The organism is Acetatifactor muris (genome assembly GCF_024623325.1).
Classification (GTDB): Bacteria; Bacillota; Clostridia; order Lachnospirales; family Lachnospiraceae; genus Acetatifactor; species Acetatifactor muris.
Genome location: NZ_JANJZD010000048.1, coordinates 1 through 15,821 on the forward strand (window position 1 = coordinate 1; position 15,821 = coordinate 15,821).

Sequence of the window (15,821 nt, forward strand, 5' to 3'; positions counted from 1 at the left end):
TCCATGAGCTTCTGCGCCCTCTCTCCCAGGACGATATTGACGAAGCCCTCTGTGCATGGAACGGCGATATGGACAGCAAACGGGCCGTAGTCCGCTATATGAAGGAGCATGGGCGGGAAAAAGATACCGCCGCATGGCTGTCCAGGGAGTACGGCGGTCCTGAACATACAAACCTGTTTATTGTCCGCGCCGGAAGCCCCGAAGAAATGGAACTGCCCTGGCCCAAGGTACAGCGCCGGATCGCCCAGCTTATCAAAGAGGACCGCTTTTTTACAGAGGCTGAACGGGACAATCTGGACGATATAGACCCTATCGCAATCCGGGAAAATCTGGCCCAGCGCGGCATTGTAAACGGGCAGGTAACAGAACCGGAGAAGCTGGACAATGACCCCTTTATTCAGCAGGTCATGGCTGATGTGGAGCGGCTCACAGAGGCAGACCGGCAGGAAGAACCGGTACAGGAAACGCCAGCCACAGAAACCGCATCCATCGTGGAAGAACGCCGCGACCCGCTGGCATCGGCCTATGGCGTAGGGGATTTTGTTTTTCTGGAAAATACCGAGTACCGTATCACCGATTTGCAGCGGGGCTATGTCCAGCTGAATGACCCCGCGCTGGCTTACCCTATTTACCGGACGGAAAGCAAAGAACAGTTTGAACGCGCCATCCGGCAGGACCCACGTAACAGCGCCATCACCGACTATCTCCCCGCCGATCTGGACCAGTTTTCCCCTGATTTGCGGGAAGTCCTGACCGGGGATGGCGGTTTGCTGGATGCGGCTGCAAAGGAGGATATAGCGGCGCTGCTCCGAAGCGGCGCAGGCAATCCGGCTGTCGCCCAGCATCTTTCCCAGCGGTTTTCCGGTACAGTGGAAACCATGCAGCTGGAAACCGGAGATACGGCGGATTACCGAGCCTCCGCAAACGGCATGGAAGTGGAGATTCTGCGGGAAGATGAAACGGTACTGGCAACGATGTATGAAAGCTGGGAGCCGCTTGCCGCTGCCCTGCGCGCCCTCTACCAGCAGGAGCTGGACGGATTCTCCCACGAACCGGCACAGCCAGAAGAACAGCTGGCAGAGGAACAGCCGGATTTTGGGAATCCCCCTGCACCAGAGCCGGAGCCGCAGATCACCATTACCCCCGTCACCCGTTATCCGGGCGAACAGAACCATCTGCCCTACGATATAGAGATTCATACGCTGCGCTTTGATGAACCGGAACCCACCCCTCCCAAGCCGACAGCCGGGAACTTCCGTATCACCGACATTCACCTGGGCGAAGGAGGACCAAAAGCAAAGTTTCGGGCCAACATGGACGCAATCAAACTCCTGAAAGAATTGGAGTTTGAAAACCGGCAGGCCACGCCGGAGGAACAGGAAACCCTTTCCCGGTATGTGGGCTGGGGCGGTCTGGCAGACGCTTTTGACGAGAGTAAGCCCGCCTGGGCCAAGGAGTTTGCGGAACTCTATGCCACGCTGTCCCCGGAGGAATATGAAGCTGCCAAAGGGACTACCTTAAACGCCCATTACACCAGCCCTACCGTAATCCAGGCCATTTATGAAGCGGTGGGGAAAATGGGATTCCAGACCGGCAACATCCTGGAACCCTCCTGCGGCGTGGGCAATTTCTTCGGTATGCTGCCGGAGGAAATGCGGGGCAGCAAACTGTACGGCGTGGAACTGGATTCCATCACCGGACGCATTGCAAAGCAGCTCTATCCAAACGCAGACATCACCATCGCGGGCTTTCAAACCACTGACCGGCGGGATTTTTATGATTTAGCCGTAGGGAACGTGCCGTTTGGCCAGTATTCCGTCAATGACCGGGCCTATAACAAGCTGAACTTCAACATCCACAACTACTTTTTTGCAAAATCGCTGGACCAGGTGCGTCCGGGCGGTGTGGTGGCCTTTGTCACCAGCCGCTACACGATGGATTCCAAGGATTCTACGGTGCGCCGGTATCTGGCACAGCGGGCGGAGCTGTTGGGCGCGATCCGTCTGCCCAACAATGCGTTTAAGGCCAATGCAGGGACAGAGGTGGTATCCGACATCATTTTCCTGCAAAAACGTGACCGCCCGATTGACATTGCCCCGGACTGGACACAGACCGGACAGACCGAAGATGATTTTACCATCAACCGCTATTTCCTGGACCACCCGGAGATGGTGCTGGGCAGACAGAAGCCGGAAAGCACTGCTCATGGCATGGATTACACCGTAAAACCCATTGAGGGATTGGAACTTTCCGAACAGCTGCACGATGCGGTTAAGTACATTCGCGGGACCTACCAGGAGGCCGAACTGCCGGAGCTGGGCGAGGGGGAAGAAATTGATACTTCTATCCCCGCTGACCCTGATGTAAAAAACTATTCCTATACCGTTGTGGACGGTGCGGTGTACTATCGGGAAAACAGCCGCATGGTGCGCCCCGACTTAAACGCCACCGCCGAGGCCCGCGTAAAAGGGCTGGTGGAACTGCGGGACTGTGTGCAGAAGCTCATCGGCCAGCAGATGGACAGCTTTGTTTCGGATACGGCAATCCGTGAAACCCAGGCCGAATTGAACCGGCTCTATGACGCATTTTCCGCAAAGTACGGGCTGATCAATGACCGGGGGAACCGGCTGGCCTTTGCCGATGATTCCAGCTATTATCTGCTCTGCGCGCTGGAAGTCATTGACGATGACGGACATCTGAAGCAAAAGGCGGATATGTTCACCAAGCGCACCATCAAGCCCCATCAGGCTGTTACTACGGTGGACACCGCCAGTGAAGCCCTGGCTGTATCCATCGCGGAAAAGGCCGAGGTGGATATGGCGTACATGGCCGAACTGAGCGGCAAAACCCAGGAGGAATTGGCGCAGGAGCTGCGGGGCGTGATCTTCCGTCTGCCCGAACCACTGGCGGAGGGGGAATCGCCCCGTTATGTGACAGCGGATGAATACCTCTCCGGCAACGTGCGCCGGAAACTGCGGCAGGCACAGCGGGCGGTGGACAAAGACCCCGCCTTTTCTGTCAATGTGGAGGCACTGACCGCCGCCCAGCCCAAGGATTTGGACGCATCGGAAATCGAGGTGCGCCTGGGGGCTACCTGGATTGACAAAGACTATATCCAGCAATTCATGTACGAAACCTTCCACACCCCGTACTATCTGCAAGGAAAGATTGAGGTCAAGTATGTCCCCTACACCGCCGAGTGGCAGATCACCAGCAAAAACGCCGTTGGGTACGGCGATGTAGCCGCCAACACCACCTACGGAACCGACCGGGCCAACGCCTACAAGATTCTGGAGGACAGCTTAAACCTGCGGGATGTCCGCATCTATGACACCGTTGAGGACGCCGAGGGGCGGGAGCGCCGGGTACTCAACGCCAAAGAAACCACCCTTGCCGCCCAGAAGCAGATGGCGATCCGGGAAGCCTTCCGGGACTGGATTTGGAAGGACCCACAGCGGCGGCAGACGCTGGTGCGCCAGTACAACGAGGAAATGAACAGCATCCGCCCCCGCGAGTATGACGGGCAGCATATCCGGTTTGCGGGCATGAACCCGGAAATCACCCTGCGGGAACACCAGAAAAACGCCATCGCCCATGTGCTGTACGGCGGGAATACCCTGCTGGCCCATGAGGTGGGCGCGGGCAAGACCTTTGAAATGGTAGCCGCCGCGATGGAATCCAAGCGGCTGGGCCTGTGCCAGAAATCCCTCTTTGTGGTGCCGAACCACCTGACCGAGCAGTGGGCCTCCGAGTTTTTACGGCTCTACCCTTCCGCGAATATCCTTGTCACCACCAAAAAGGATTTTGAAAGCCACAACCGCAAGAAATTCTGCGCCAGAATCGCCACCGGGGACTATGACGCGGTGATTATTGGACACAGCCAGTTTGAGCGTATTCCCATCAGCCGGGAACGGCAGGAGCGCCTGCTGCGGGAGCAGATCAACGAGATTACCGACGGGATTGCCGAGGTGGAGGCCAGCGGCGGGGAACGCTTTACTGTCAAGCAGCTGGAACGCACCAAAAAATCGTTGGAGGCAAGGCTGGAAAAATTGCAGGCCGAGGGCCGCAAGGACGATGTGATTACCTTTGAGCAGCTGGGCGTGGACCGGCTGTTTGTGGACGAGAGCCACAATTATAAAAACCTCTTTTTATACACCAAAATGCGGAATGTGGCGGGGCTTTCCACCACAGACGCGCAGAAATCCTCCGATATGTTTGCCAAATGCCGCTACATGGACGAGATCACCGGCAGCCGGGGCGTTGTGTTCGCCACCGGAACGCCGGTCAGCAACAGTATGACCGAACTCTATACCATCCAACGCTACCTCCAGTATGAGCGGCTCCAGGAATTGAACATGACCCATTTCGACTGCTGGGCCAGCCGCTTCGGGGAAACGGTGACAGCCCTGGAACTGGCCCCGGAGGGGACCGGCTACCGGGCGCGGACAAGGTTTTCCAAGTTCTTTAACCTGCCGGAGCTGATGAACCTGTTCAAAGAGGTGGCGGACATCAAGACCGCCGACCAGCTGGACCTGCCCACCCCGGAGGTGGAATACCACAACGTCGTGGCAAAGCCCACCGGACACCAGCAGGATATGGTGAAGGCCCTCTCCGAGCGCGCCGCCAAAGTCCATTCGGGGACCGTTGACCCATCAACCGACAATATGCTGAAAATCACCTCGGATGGCCGCAAGCTGGGGCTGGACCAGCGCATCATCAACCCCATGCTGCCGGACGAACCCGGCACAAAAGTCAACCAGTGCGTGGACAATATCCTGCAAATCTGGCGGGACGGACAGCCGGAAAAGCTGACCCAGCTGGTGTTTTGCGACATTTCCACACCCCAGGCGGCTGGCTCCAAAAAGGTGGCCAAGACGCTGGATAACCCGATGCTTCATGCGCTGGAACAAGCAATTCCAGAGCCGGAGAAACCGCTGGCCTTTACGGTCTATGAGGACATCCGGCAGAAACTCATCGCACAGGGTATGCCCGCCAGCCAGATCGCGTTTATCCATGAAGCCAATACCGAAGTCCGCAAAAAGGAGCTGTTCTCCAAAGTCCGCTCCGGCCAGGTGCGCGTCCTGTTAGGCTCCACCCAGAAGATGGGGGCCGGGACCAACGTGCAGGATTTGCTGGTGGCGCTTCACGATCTGGACTGCCCCTGGAGGCCCGGAGATCTGGCCCAGCGAAAAGGTCGGATCGAGCGCCAGGGCAACCAGAACCCGCTGGTCCATGTTTACCGCTATGTGACCGAAGGGACATTTGACGCATACCTCTGGCAGACGGTGGAGAACAAGCAGAAATTCATTTCGCAGATTATGACTTCAAAATCACCGGTCCGCAGCTGTGACGATGTGGACGAAACCGCCCTGTCCTTTGCGGAGATCAAGGCCCTGTGCGCCGGGGACCCCCGCATCAAGGAGCGTATGGATTTGGATGTGGAGGTATCCCGCTTAAAGCTGATGAAGGCCGACCACCAGAGCAAGCAGTACCGGCTGGAAGATCAGCTGTTAAAGCACTTCCCGGAGGAGATTGAGAAACACAAAGGCTTTATCCAGGGACTGGAAACGGATATGGAAACCCTGGCGGCGCACCCCCACCCGACAGACGGATTTACCGGCATGGAAGTCCGGGGCGATACGCTCACCGACAAAGAGAACGCCGGAGCCGCCCTTCTGGACGCATGCAAGGAGGTTAAAGGCTCCGAGCCGGTGCAGGTCGGCAGCTACCGGGGATTTGCTATGTTTGTAACCTTTGACGCTTTCCAGAAGGAATATATGCTCCAACTGAAAGGCAGGATGACCCACCGTACCGCCCTGGGCGCAGACCCGCGCGGCAACCTGACCCGGATTGACAACGCGCTTTCCCAGATGCCCCAGCGGTTGGAAAGCGTAAAAGTCCAGCTGGATAACCTTTACCAGCAGCAGGCCGCCGCGAAGGAGGAAGTGGGCAAAGCCTTCCCCTATGAGGAGGAATTGCGGGTCAAGAACGCCCGTCTGGTGGAGCTGGATATGGAGCTGAACATGGACAGCAAGGGGCAGTCCCGTCCAGAAGCGGCGATTGCCAAACGCGAAAGGCCCTCGGTGCTGGAAGGGCTGAAACGCCCCATCCCGCCCCGCAGCATGGAAAAGAAAGCCAAACAACAGGAACAGGAGGCAAGATAATATGAACAGCAACGAAAAGAATACGGCCCTTTATGAGAAGATGGCCGCTGAACAGGATACCTTCCGGGATTGGCTGAAAAGCCAGTCCCCGGAGGAGGTCTTAAACCATGCCTATGAGTACACCGTCCGGGAGGACATTGTGATGGCGATGGAGGAACTGGAACTCTCCGATGCACAGGCCCAGGCGCTGCTGGATTCCCCCTCCCCGCTGGCTGATGTGTACCGGCATTTTGAAAAACTGGAAACCGGCTATATGGATGTGATCCGGGAAAGCATTGAGGAACGGGCCAATGAAATGCACAAGGCAAAAGAGGAACAGAGAGCCGCCCCAATCTATCCCCACTCCGCCGCCTATGCGTCCGAGCATGGGGAGATGGCGCAGTACCGCGCCTCCCTGCAAGCCAGTCTTGCCTGCAAAGAAGCCATTGAGCAGGCCATCAGCGCCCACTATGGGGATAACCGCTTGAATACCGAGGCCGCTGTCAAAGAAGTGCTGGAACAGTTCGGGCCGGAGCGTATGCAGGTTATCCTTGCCAATACGGTGCTGAAAAAGGAGCATGACGGGCGTATCTCCCGCGATAACAAAGCCTGGGCGAAAACAATCCCCATGCCGGAGGATGGCGGCGATCCCCGCCACAGCTATGCCCTGGTGGTGGATAAGGTCAACCCCGGTCTGACCGATCTGTTTGTGAAGCAGGCGCGGAAAGCCCTTCAAGCCCCGGAGAAAGGCTCCGTCCTGGAAAAACTCAAACAGGAGCCACCGGAACGCAAACCCGCCGCCCCTAAGAAACGGGAACCGGAACGATGAGCGCGGCAAAGCGGAAACGGGAGGTCCAGGTGAATTTCCGGGTTTCCCCGGAGGAGCTGGCTCTGATTGAGCAGAAAATGTCACAGCTTGGGACAGTCAACCGGGAAGCCTATCTGCGGAAAATGGCGCTGGACGGTTATGTGGTAAAGCTGGATCTGCCGGAGCTGAAGGAGCTGGTGTCCCTCCTGCGCCGGAGCAGCAACAACCTGAACCAGCTGACCCGTAAAGTGCATGAAACCGGGCGGGTTTATGACGCTGACCTGGAGGATATATCCCAGCGGCAGGAACAGCTTTGGGAGGGTGTGCAGAAGATACTGGCCCAGCTTTCCAAGCTCTCCTGACCGGATAGTTTGCTCCATCTGCGGAGGGAGGAACGGCGTTCTTCGCCGCGCCTTCCTCCGCTTTTTCTTTTTGACAGTAAACTTGCCGGATGTGCCGGAATCATGGATAATAGCGGCAGAACAGGGTTTTACGAAAGGAGTGGACTGCTATGATGTCATTTGAACAGGTGATAGACATTTTTGGGGACTATCTGGCATTGGATACAGAAATGGAAGTCTGCAAAAGCCGGTATGGGTATATCCGGGTGGAGTTTCATGGGACAGGGGAATTACCCGGCTATTGCAGCGGCATGGTCTGCCGTACCCCAAAGGAGCTTTTTGACCTTCTGCTTTCCGATTATGAAAGCTATCTGGAAATCCAGCGGACAAAAGGACGCAGAGATGTGACGGAGGAAGATAAAAACGAAATTGCCGCACTGTGTCAATCCCGTTTGGAGAAGTGGGAAAAAGGAAACGCCAGATAGCTTTGGGTGATTTACTTTTGGCATGAAACAGGATAATCCGATATAAAAATGTTGAATAAAAAGAAACAAGCGGTCTGCGTATGCAGGCCGTTTTGTTATGAAGGGAGGATTCCATCATGGCAACCACACGCATCATGCCGCTGCACACCGGTAAGGGCCGCACCGAAAGTCAGGCTGTCAGTGACATCATCGACTATGTATCTAACCCGCAAAAGACAGATAACGGCAGGCTCGTCACCGGCTTTGCGTGTGACAGCCGGGTAGCCGACGCCGAGTTTCTGCTGGCAAAACGGGAGTATATTTCCACCACCGGACGGGTACGGGGCGCGGACGATGTGCTGGCCTACCATGTCCGGCAGTCCTTTGTCCCCGGCGAGATTACCCCGGAAGAAGCCAACCGGCTGGGCGTGGAGTTTGCAAAGCGGTTCACCAAGGGCAATCACGCCTTTGTGGTCTGCACCCATATCGACAAGTCCCATATCCATAACCACATCATCTGGAACGCGGTCAATCTGAACTGTGACCGGAAATTCCGAAACTTTTGGGGCAGTACCCGCGCGGTCCGGCGGCTCAACGATACTATCTGCGTTGAGAACGGCTATTCCATTGTAGAGGACCCAAAACCGCATGGAAAAAGCTACAACAAATGGCTGGGGGATCGGGCAAAGCCCTCCCACCGGGAACAGCTCCGCATGATGATCGACCAGGCGTTGGAACAGAAACCGGCAGACTTTGACGCGCTGTTAAAGCTGCTTGAGGAAATGGGCTGTGAGGTGTCGCGCCGGGGACAGGCAATCCGGCTCAAAGCCCCCGGCTGGAAGAATGTTGCCCGCATGGATGAAAAGCTGGGACAAGGGTACAGCGAAGATGAAATACGGGCGGTACTGGCTGGGGAAAAAGAGCATACCCCAAGAAAGAAAGCGGCTGTTCAATCAGAGCCGCCCAAGGTCAATCTTCTGGTGGATATTCAGGCAAAATTGCAGGCCGGAAAAGGCGCTGGCTATGCGCGCTGGGCAAAGGTATTCAATCTGAAACAGATGGCGCAGACAATGAACTATCTCACCGAGCATGGCCTGCTGGAATACGCAGTCTTGGAAGAAAAAGCGGCTGCTGCTACCACCCGCCACAATGAGCTGTCGGCACAGATCAAGGCGGCGGAAACCCGCATGGCGGAGATAGCCGTACTGCGGACCCACATCATCAATTATGTGAAAACTCGCGAGATCTATGCGGCCTACCGCAAGGCGGGGTATTCCAAGAAATTTTTAGCGGAACATGAAGCGGATATTTTGCTCCACAAGGCGGCAAAGCAGGCTTTTGACGATTTGGGTATCAAGAAGCTGCCCACCGTCAAGAGCTTGCAGGCCGAGTATGCCCAGCTGTTGGAAGGAAAGAAAAAAGACTATGCCGAGTACCGGCGTTCCCGCGAGGAAATGCGGGAACTGCTGGCCGCAAAAGCCAACGTAGACCGGCTAATGGGATATGGGGAGGAACGCCAGAATGACCGGGAAAAAGAACCGGAGCAGGATCGCTGACGCGCCCGTTTTTTCGTATTTTCTCACCGCCGCAGTCCGGTGAAAAGTGTTCCGAAGGAACGCGCAGCCACAGAATGAAATTCTGTGTTCAAAGGGGCTTGGGGAATCCCCAACAAGCAGCGCCAGGAGCCGGATGGCTATCCTGGGGCATTGCTTGCCACGGTTATCCCGGAACGGGATAACCTTCTTTTTCTCGAAAAAGAACAAAGCCGGTGAGGAATTTGTTAAATTCACTCACCGGCTTTGTTCGTTTTAAATTTCCTGGATAGTTCGGTTAGTTCTTTCATGGTTTCCTGCGTATGGTGCAAGAGGGTTTCACGCATTTCTGACGGGCAGCTGCAATACAGCATCTTCATCTGACCGGCTCCCTCATCTTCTGGGGAAACATCTGGATTGATTAAAGAATCCAGAGAAATCGGCAGTACCTTTGCCAGTGCCTTCAAAATCAAAAAGGATGGATTCATCTGCCCTTTTTCAATCTTGGCAATCTGCTTTACAGATACATGGCTCAAATCAGAAAGCTCCTGCTGTGTCAGGCTTTTTCCTTTTCGGGCTTCCCGCATTTTTTGCCCTAAAGCGGTTAAATCATCAATCGGCATAATCATTCACCTCGAATATATTCTATCGTGCCGATTTACACAAAGGAATAACCTTATTATGCCGACTAACAGGTATGATTATGCTGTTTTTTTAGTGAGATATAAACGCTATCCTTGTATCACTAACCAAATCAAATTATAATAGAGGTGGATATTTTTTTGAAAAAATCTGTCCGCTATAACATTTCGCGGACATTTGGGTTTTACAATAGCCTTATCAAATTTTGTTACTGATAGGGTTAAATCACAAAGAAAGGGAAAATATATGACGAAAAAATTATATCGAGTTATGTTGTTTGTTGGTACTTCAATGATACATCATTCAGCAGCGGGTGTCTTTATTTTGTGCAATATTTGGTATTTACTCATTTATAGTTCTGAATCTAATAGAAATAGTAAATAGGGAAAGTATTTCACTTACAGCAAGGCGGGCCAGTTTCCTGTCAACATGAGCCAGTCTGCCTTGTGTGGATTGATCCGTTATGAAAGGCTTGCTTTTTCCCATTAAGTTCAGTACACTGTCAATCTGACACAAAGCATTTCATACTGTTTCCATATTGCTTTGGTATAATAATGTGAGGAGGTGTAAAAATGGCTGTTTTATTGATTGTGGAAGATGATACTGCCACCAACGTGGCAATCTGTGAATATATGAGATCCGCAGGGCATATTACCTTGTCGGCCCTTGATGGTGAACAGGGTTTGCAGATTGCAAGGGAGAAATCGGTTGATTTAGTGGTTCTGGATATTATGCTGCCGAAGCGAACCGGTTTGGAGGTATTAAAAGAATTGCGCCAAACAAGCAACATTCCTATCTTAATGCTTACCGCCCTTGACGATGAGCCTACTCAGGCGGCCAGCTTTGATGAACAGGCGGACGACTATATCACAAAGCCCTTTTCCATGCTTTTGCTGGGAAAACGGGTGACGGCCCTGCTGCGGCGGTGTGGGAAAAGTCCGGAACTGAAACAAATTCAGATGGGCGATATTACGGTGGATTTTGGCGGCTATACTGCTTCCGGGCCGGGCGGCCCTATTGACCTGACACCAAAGGAGATCGACCTGCTGAAATTGCTGATAGAGCATAAAGGTCTGGTGCTTACACGGTCGCAGATCTTGGACGAGTTGTGGGGATATGATTACCCCATCATTGACCGCACGATTGATACCTACATTAAAAATTTACGGAAAAAGCTGAGTCTTAACCGGATTGTAACGGTAAAAGGCGTTGGCTACAAGTATGAGGAACACCCATGAGAAATTTAAAGCTCTTTACTAAAATCTTCTTATACACCTTTCTGGTAATGCTGTTTGTCACCGTGATGGCTCATGTTTTTCTCTATGTGCTTGCGCCGCAAATGACCGTAAGCACCAACCGTTTTGTGGAAGGAGCCATTATTGAGAGTGATGTGAATACTGGTATTTTGATAAAATCCGCTATCGGAAAAGCACTGCCGGTATCCCTGCTTTGCTGCGCCATCATTTCCGCTGGGTGTTCCCTGTTGTTTTCCAGAGCCATGACGAGGCCGATCAAGCAGATTGCGGTTACAACGGAAAAGATGGAAAAGCTGGATAAGGCTGCAGCCTGCGTGGTGCATACGAAGGACGAGATTGGCGAGCTGGCCGCCCGCGTCAATAAGCTGTATGCCAGCCTGCTTTCCACCATTGAAAATCTGGAGGAAGAAAAGCAAAACGTCCGTGAGGCGGAACGGTTGAAAATTGATTTCCTGCGGGCCGCCTCCCATGAGCTGAAAACGCCGGTGACTGCCCTGAACGCGATTTTGGAAAACATGATCTTAGGCATTGGAAAATACAAAGACCGGGATCGCTGTCTGTTGGAATGTAAGGAGATTACCGGGCAGCTATCCTTTATGATTAAAGAAATTTTGGATACCTCCCGGCTGGATTTTACACAGGAGAAACAGGACGCGGAAACCTTTGACCTGTCTGAGCGTCTTCCGGCAATCTGCGAGCCCTATCAGTTGATTGCGAAGGCAAAGGGACTCGACTTTTCTTTCAGCATACAGGGAAAGTGCCCTGTCCACACGTCAAAGAAAAGCCTTGAAAAGATCCTGTCTAACCTGCTCTCCAATGCGGTCGCTTACACAAAGCCGGGATGCAAGATCACCGTTATATTGAACGCCCGACAGATAAAAATAGAAAATGAGTGTACGCCCATCCCGCCGGATAAGCTGGCCCATGTATTTGAGCCGTTCTACCGCCCAGACTTTGCCAGAGATCGCAAAGATGGAGGGAATGGGCTGGGATTATATATTGTAGATACGCTTTCAAAGGCCCTTGGGATGCCCTATCAATTTGAGGCGACCAAAAACCCGCCGGGAATGTGCTTTACCCTTTATCTCCCATAAAGCGATGGCTTTTTTTATCCGTTTCATACTGGTTCCATATTGGGGTGCTATGCTGTCAGCGTTGCAACACTTATCCTATATGAAACGGAGGTCATTCTATGAACTTTATGAATCGAGCGTGGCTGTATATCGTCCGCAAGAGGGGCAAGAGTATCCTTCTTTTTGTCATCTTGCTGGTGATGGCAACCTTTGTATTGACCGCTCTGGCACTGGGGAACGCTTCGAAAGCCGCCCAGCAGGAGCTGCGGCAAAGCCTTGGCGGGAGTTTTCTCATTGGCTTTGACTACACGGAAAACAACCCCTATTTGAAGGTGGAAAGCGTGGAGGGCGGAACCCTGATGTATTCCACCCAGCAGATCAGCCCGGAGCTGGTAGAGCAAATCCGGGAAATTGAGGGGATCAAGGAGTGCAGCGCCACCGTGGAGGGGCTGGCGGCGTTCCCCTCTCTGGAACTATTTACCGGCAATATCCCCATTGAGGAAGAATTTCGCGCATCCTCAAAGATTTTAAGCACATGGAAAAGCGAGGAGCTTACCCGGTTTACTTCCGGGCAGCTTACGCTGACGCAGGGGCGGCATATCCTGCCGGACGACAAAAACAAGGGGCTGATCAGCAAGGATTTGGCTGAGAAAAACGGCCTGAAAATTGGTGACAAAATCCAGACGGACAAAGGCGTGGAGATTGAGATTGTGGGCCTGTTCTCTCCAAAAGAAATCGAAGGCATCAACGATCAGGTGACAACCTACGATAAAATACAAAACCTTATCATCACCGACCTTGCCACTTTGGTGGCTTACGAAAACGGCCCCGCAATACAGGGCTTTAACGAGCTGACGGTATCGGTGAACGACCCGCAGAACATGGAGGAAATCATTTCTAAAGTAAAGGAAATCAGCGGCGTGGACTGGAAAGGCTTTTCTTTTCTGGTTGACAACGAGGACTATGAAAACGCCGCGTCCTCTTTGGAACAGTTATCGGAGCTGGTATCCACCATTTTGATGATCGCGCTGATTGTAAGCATCGCCATCCTCTCGCTCATTCTAACCATGTGGGCCAGAACCCGCATCCATGAAACCGGCGTCCTGCTCTCGGTTGGGATCAGCAAGCTGTCCATCTTAGGGCAGTATATTGCCGAGGTTTTGCTGATTGCGATATTAGCATTTTCCCTCTCTTATTTCTCCGCCAGCGCCATTGCGGGCCAGATGGGAAACGTATTGCAATCCGGGCAGGCGGTAACGGAGGCGCAGCAGGAAGACGGCTTATCTGCCGGAACCCGTGGGGAGGCCGGAACAGATACCGGTGAGCCGGAAATCGAAACCCCGGAATTACAGGTTCGTGTACAGCTTGAGGAAATGGGCCTCCTATTCCTGCTGGGGATCGGGATTGTAACGGTATCCGCTGGAATATCCTCAATTTCCGTCATGCGGCTGAAACCGCGGGAAATTCTATCGAAAATGAGCTGAGAAAGGCGGTAACGATATGAAAAAAGTATGGAAAATGTTTTCTGTCCTCCTTTTTGTGGGATTGCTGTTCACAGGGTGTACCCCCAAGGAGAATAAATCAGACGAAACGCAGGAGCAATCCGGCTCGCCCATCATAGATTACGAGGTGCCGGATAAAGTAAAGGACTATGATTTTGACTATGAATTTGTGCCCGAAGGTGAATAGGAGGTGCCTCTATGGGAATTTTGGAACTGCAAAATCTAACATACTCTTATGACAAAAAGAGGAAGGTGCTGAGAGGGATCAATGCGCAGATGGAGGCGGGAAAAATGTATGCCATTCTCGGCCCGTCCGGGTGCGGCAAGACAACCCTTCTATCCCTGCTGGGCGGTCTGGACAGCCCCACAAGCGGGAATATCCTGTTTGAAGGGAAAGACATTGCACAGGCCGGATTGGCAGGCCATCGGAAAAAGAATGTTTCTTTTATCTTTCAGAGCTACAACCTGATTGACTATATGACCCCGCAGGAGAATGTCCGGCTGACTTCAAAGAAACCGGCACTCCCGTTTCTGGAACGGCTGGGGCTGACGAGGGAGGAATCCAAACGGAACGTGCTGAAACTCTCCGGCGGCCAGCAGCAGCGGGTAGCCATTGCAAGGGCGCTCGCAAGCGAAGCTCCGGTGATTCTGGCGGACGAGCCTACCGGCAATCTGGACGAGGATACGGCTGGGGATATTACGGAAATCTTGAAAGAAAGCGCCCATCAGATGAAGAAATGCGTGATAGTTGTTACCCACTCAGGTGAGCTGGCAAAACAGGCGGATGTGGTGTTCCGGCTGAAAAAGGGTGAATTACAGATAGAGCAAAGCGAGAAATCTTCATAACTATAAATTCAAATTTATTCAGGAGCTGTATAGAGCAACAAATAGAGTTGGGAGGAACATAAAAACGAGAAGCTATCATGCAGAAGTAATTAATTTGAGCTTGAAAGACAAAAAGATGATAAAAAAATTTCCTGTTCTCAAATGTCAAAGTCGTTTTTTTGGTCTATGCAAAATATATACAATTTCAATACCTGAAAAAGATATTGAAGATGAAGTAAAAGCATTTCAAAAAAACATGAGTACGGCTTTGAAGAAAGAATGGTACATTACATTTCATACATCAGAAAATGCAATTGTAGTTTTTAGAGAAAAGATTTTTGTTATGTCCTGCAAGGGGATTGTTCCGGTATATAAAAAACGTATTGATACCTCTCATGCGAAAGATAAACAAAGGTGGGATGATATGATACAATATGCAAAATCATTGGGAGTACCAGATGAACAGTGCGATTTTTTACCAGAGGATTTTACAAAGCAAGAATATTGACAATTCCCGACGACAGCGACACCTTATATATGGTGTCTGCAAAAATATTTACAACGGCGAGGCTACCCGGCTAAAACGGCATCCACTCTGCAGGAAGCACGAACTGTCATTCAGGAGGAAATGCCGCTGGTAATTTGCTGTAACCTCGACCTACCGGACGGTTCCGGCATGGATTTTCTGGACGAGGTACGGGCCGTACAAGGAGATTCCTTTGTGGTGGGGATGTTCCAAATGAAGAATCCCCCTGTCCGGTTTCTGCTGTTCTTTATCCTTACCGAGAACAACGACCTTACCACGGAATATGAATACCGGCATGAGGGCGTGAACGACTATATCACCTCCCCGGTAAATATCCCGGAGCTGATTCGGCGGGTTCTGTTCTTTGTGGAATGAAACGAGCTTACATATCCAAACATCTGCCTCCACAGCGGGGAAAAGAAAAAAACCGCTGACGGGCAGAGGATTTCGTACGCTTTCCTGCACAGCTGATTTCTTCGGCGGTTTTGAGTAATCAAGGCCGCCATTTCTTTTTGCTAAAAAGCAGACCTCCAAATGACCCTCAGCAATCAGCAGGGGCGGTATATAGGAGGATACCGCCATGTCTGCAATATTCATTTGTAATAGCTATGACATATATCAATTAAAAAAAGCATAGGCCCTCCTCCGGGATATTATAGTTATCTATCAGTATTATCAATCCATATAAATCAGCATAATCATGGTGTTT

The 15,821-nt window shown here is 52.3% G+C and carries 13 protein-coding genes; 12 read left to right on the forward strand and 1 reads right to left on the reverse strand.

Going from position 1 to position 15,821, the window contains the following annotated elements:
• The 5 genes from NSB25_RS25950 to NSB25_RS25970 all read left to right on the forward strand — a co-directional run.
• A partial coding sequence (locus NSB25_RS25950) for an SNF2-related protein (protein ID WP_257479334.1) occupies positions 1-6,164 on the forward strand: 6,164 nt, incomplete at its 5' end.
• Between the two features lies 1 nt (position 6,165).
• Positions 6,166-6,972 carry a DUF3848 domain-containing protein gene (locus tag NSB25_RS25955; RefSeq protein WP_103242782.1) on the forward strand — a complete coding sequence of 269 codons (807 nt, stop codon included), beginning with the start codon at positions 6,166-6,168 and terminating at the stop codon, positions 6,970-6,972.
• A complete protein-coding gene (locus NSB25_RS25960) occupies positions 6,969-7,313 on the forward strand; it encodes a plasmid mobilization protein (RefSeq protein ID WP_103242781.1) in 345 nt (114 codons plus the stop codon). Before NSB25_RS25955 ends, NSB25_RS25960 begins: the two co-directional genes overlap by 4 nt.
• 149 nt (positions 7,314-7,462) lie before the next feature.
• Complete coding sequence (locus NSB25_RS25965) at positions 7,463-7,777, forward strand: hypothetical protein (RefSeq protein WP_016223847.1); 315 nt, start codon at positions 7,463-7,465, stop codon at positions 7,775-7,777.
• Positions 7,778-7,893: 116 nt separating this feature from the next.
• Positions 7,894-9,312 (forward strand): relaxase/mobilization nuclease domain-containing protein, encoded by a 1,419-nt coding sequence (locus tag NSB25_RS25970; protein WP_257479335.1) that lies wholly within the window; start codon positions 7,894-7,896, stop codon positions 9,310-9,312.
• Between the two features lie 230 nt (positions 9,313-9,542).
• Here the strand turns inward: NSB25_RS25970 and NSB25_RS25975 are convergent, their stop codons facing one another.
• The gene (locus NSB25_RS25975) at positions 9,543-9,911 is read right to left on the reverse strand and encodes a helix-turn-helix domain-containing protein (protein ID WP_257479336.1); all 369 of its coding nucleotides are present in this window, start codon (positions 9,909-9,911) and stop codon (positions 9,543-9,545) included.
• Between the two features lie 591 nt (positions 9,912-10,502).
• Here NSB25_RS25975 and NSB25_RS25980 point away from each other — a divergent pair.
• The 7 genes from NSB25_RS25980 (at position 10,503) to NSB25_RS26010 (ending at position 15,487) form a co-directional block, all read left to right on the forward strand.
• Positions 10,503-11,168 carry a response regulator transcription factor gene (locus NSB25_RS25980; protein ID WP_066534794.1) on the forward strand — a complete coding sequence of 222 codons (666 nt, stop codon included), beginning with the start codon at positions 10,503-10,505 and terminating at the stop codon, positions 11,166-11,168.
• Positions 11,165-12,280, forward strand: coding sequence for a sensor histidine kinase (locus tag NSB25_RS25985; protein WP_016215688.1), 1,116 nt, complete (start codon positions 11,165-11,167; stop codon positions 12,278-12,280). The genes NSB25_RS25980 and NSB25_RS25985 overlap by 4 nt, the downstream gene beginning before the upstream one ends.
• A gap of 98 nt (positions 12,281-12,378) precedes the next feature.
• Positions 12,379-13,743: an ABC transporter permease gene (locus NSB25_RS25990; RefSeq protein WP_016215689.1), complete on the forward strand. Its 1,365-nt coding sequence runs from the start codon at positions 12,379-12,381 to the stop codon at positions 13,741-13,743.
• A 16-nt stretch (positions 13,744-13,759) separates the two neighbouring features.
• The gene (locus NSB25_RS25995) at positions 13,760-13,948 is read left to right on the forward strand and encodes a hypothetical protein (RefSeq protein WP_016215690.1); all 189 of its coding nucleotides are present in this window, start codon (positions 13,760-13,762) and stop codon (positions 13,946-13,948) included.
• A gap of 11 nt (positions 13,949-13,959) precedes the next feature.
• On the forward strand, positions 13,960-14,607 hold the full coding sequence (locus NSB25_RS26000; RefSeq protein WP_016215691.1) for an ATP-binding cassette domain-containing protein: 648 nt from the start codon (positions 13,960-13,962) through the stop codon (positions 14,605-14,607).
• Between the two features lie 94 nt (positions 14,608-14,701).
• Entirely contained in the window at positions 14,702-15,094 is a 393-nt protein-coding gene (locus NSB25_RS26005) for a hypothetical protein (protein WP_044990217.1), read from the forward strand.
• 87 nt (positions 15,095-15,181) lie between these two features.
• Positions 15,182-15,487, forward strand: a complete 306-nt coding sequence (locus NSB25_RS26010) for a response regulator (RefSeq protein ID WP_242982644.1) — start codon at positions 15,182-15,184, stop codon at positions 15,485-15,487.
• Positions 15,488-15,821: the final 334 nt, after the last annotated feature.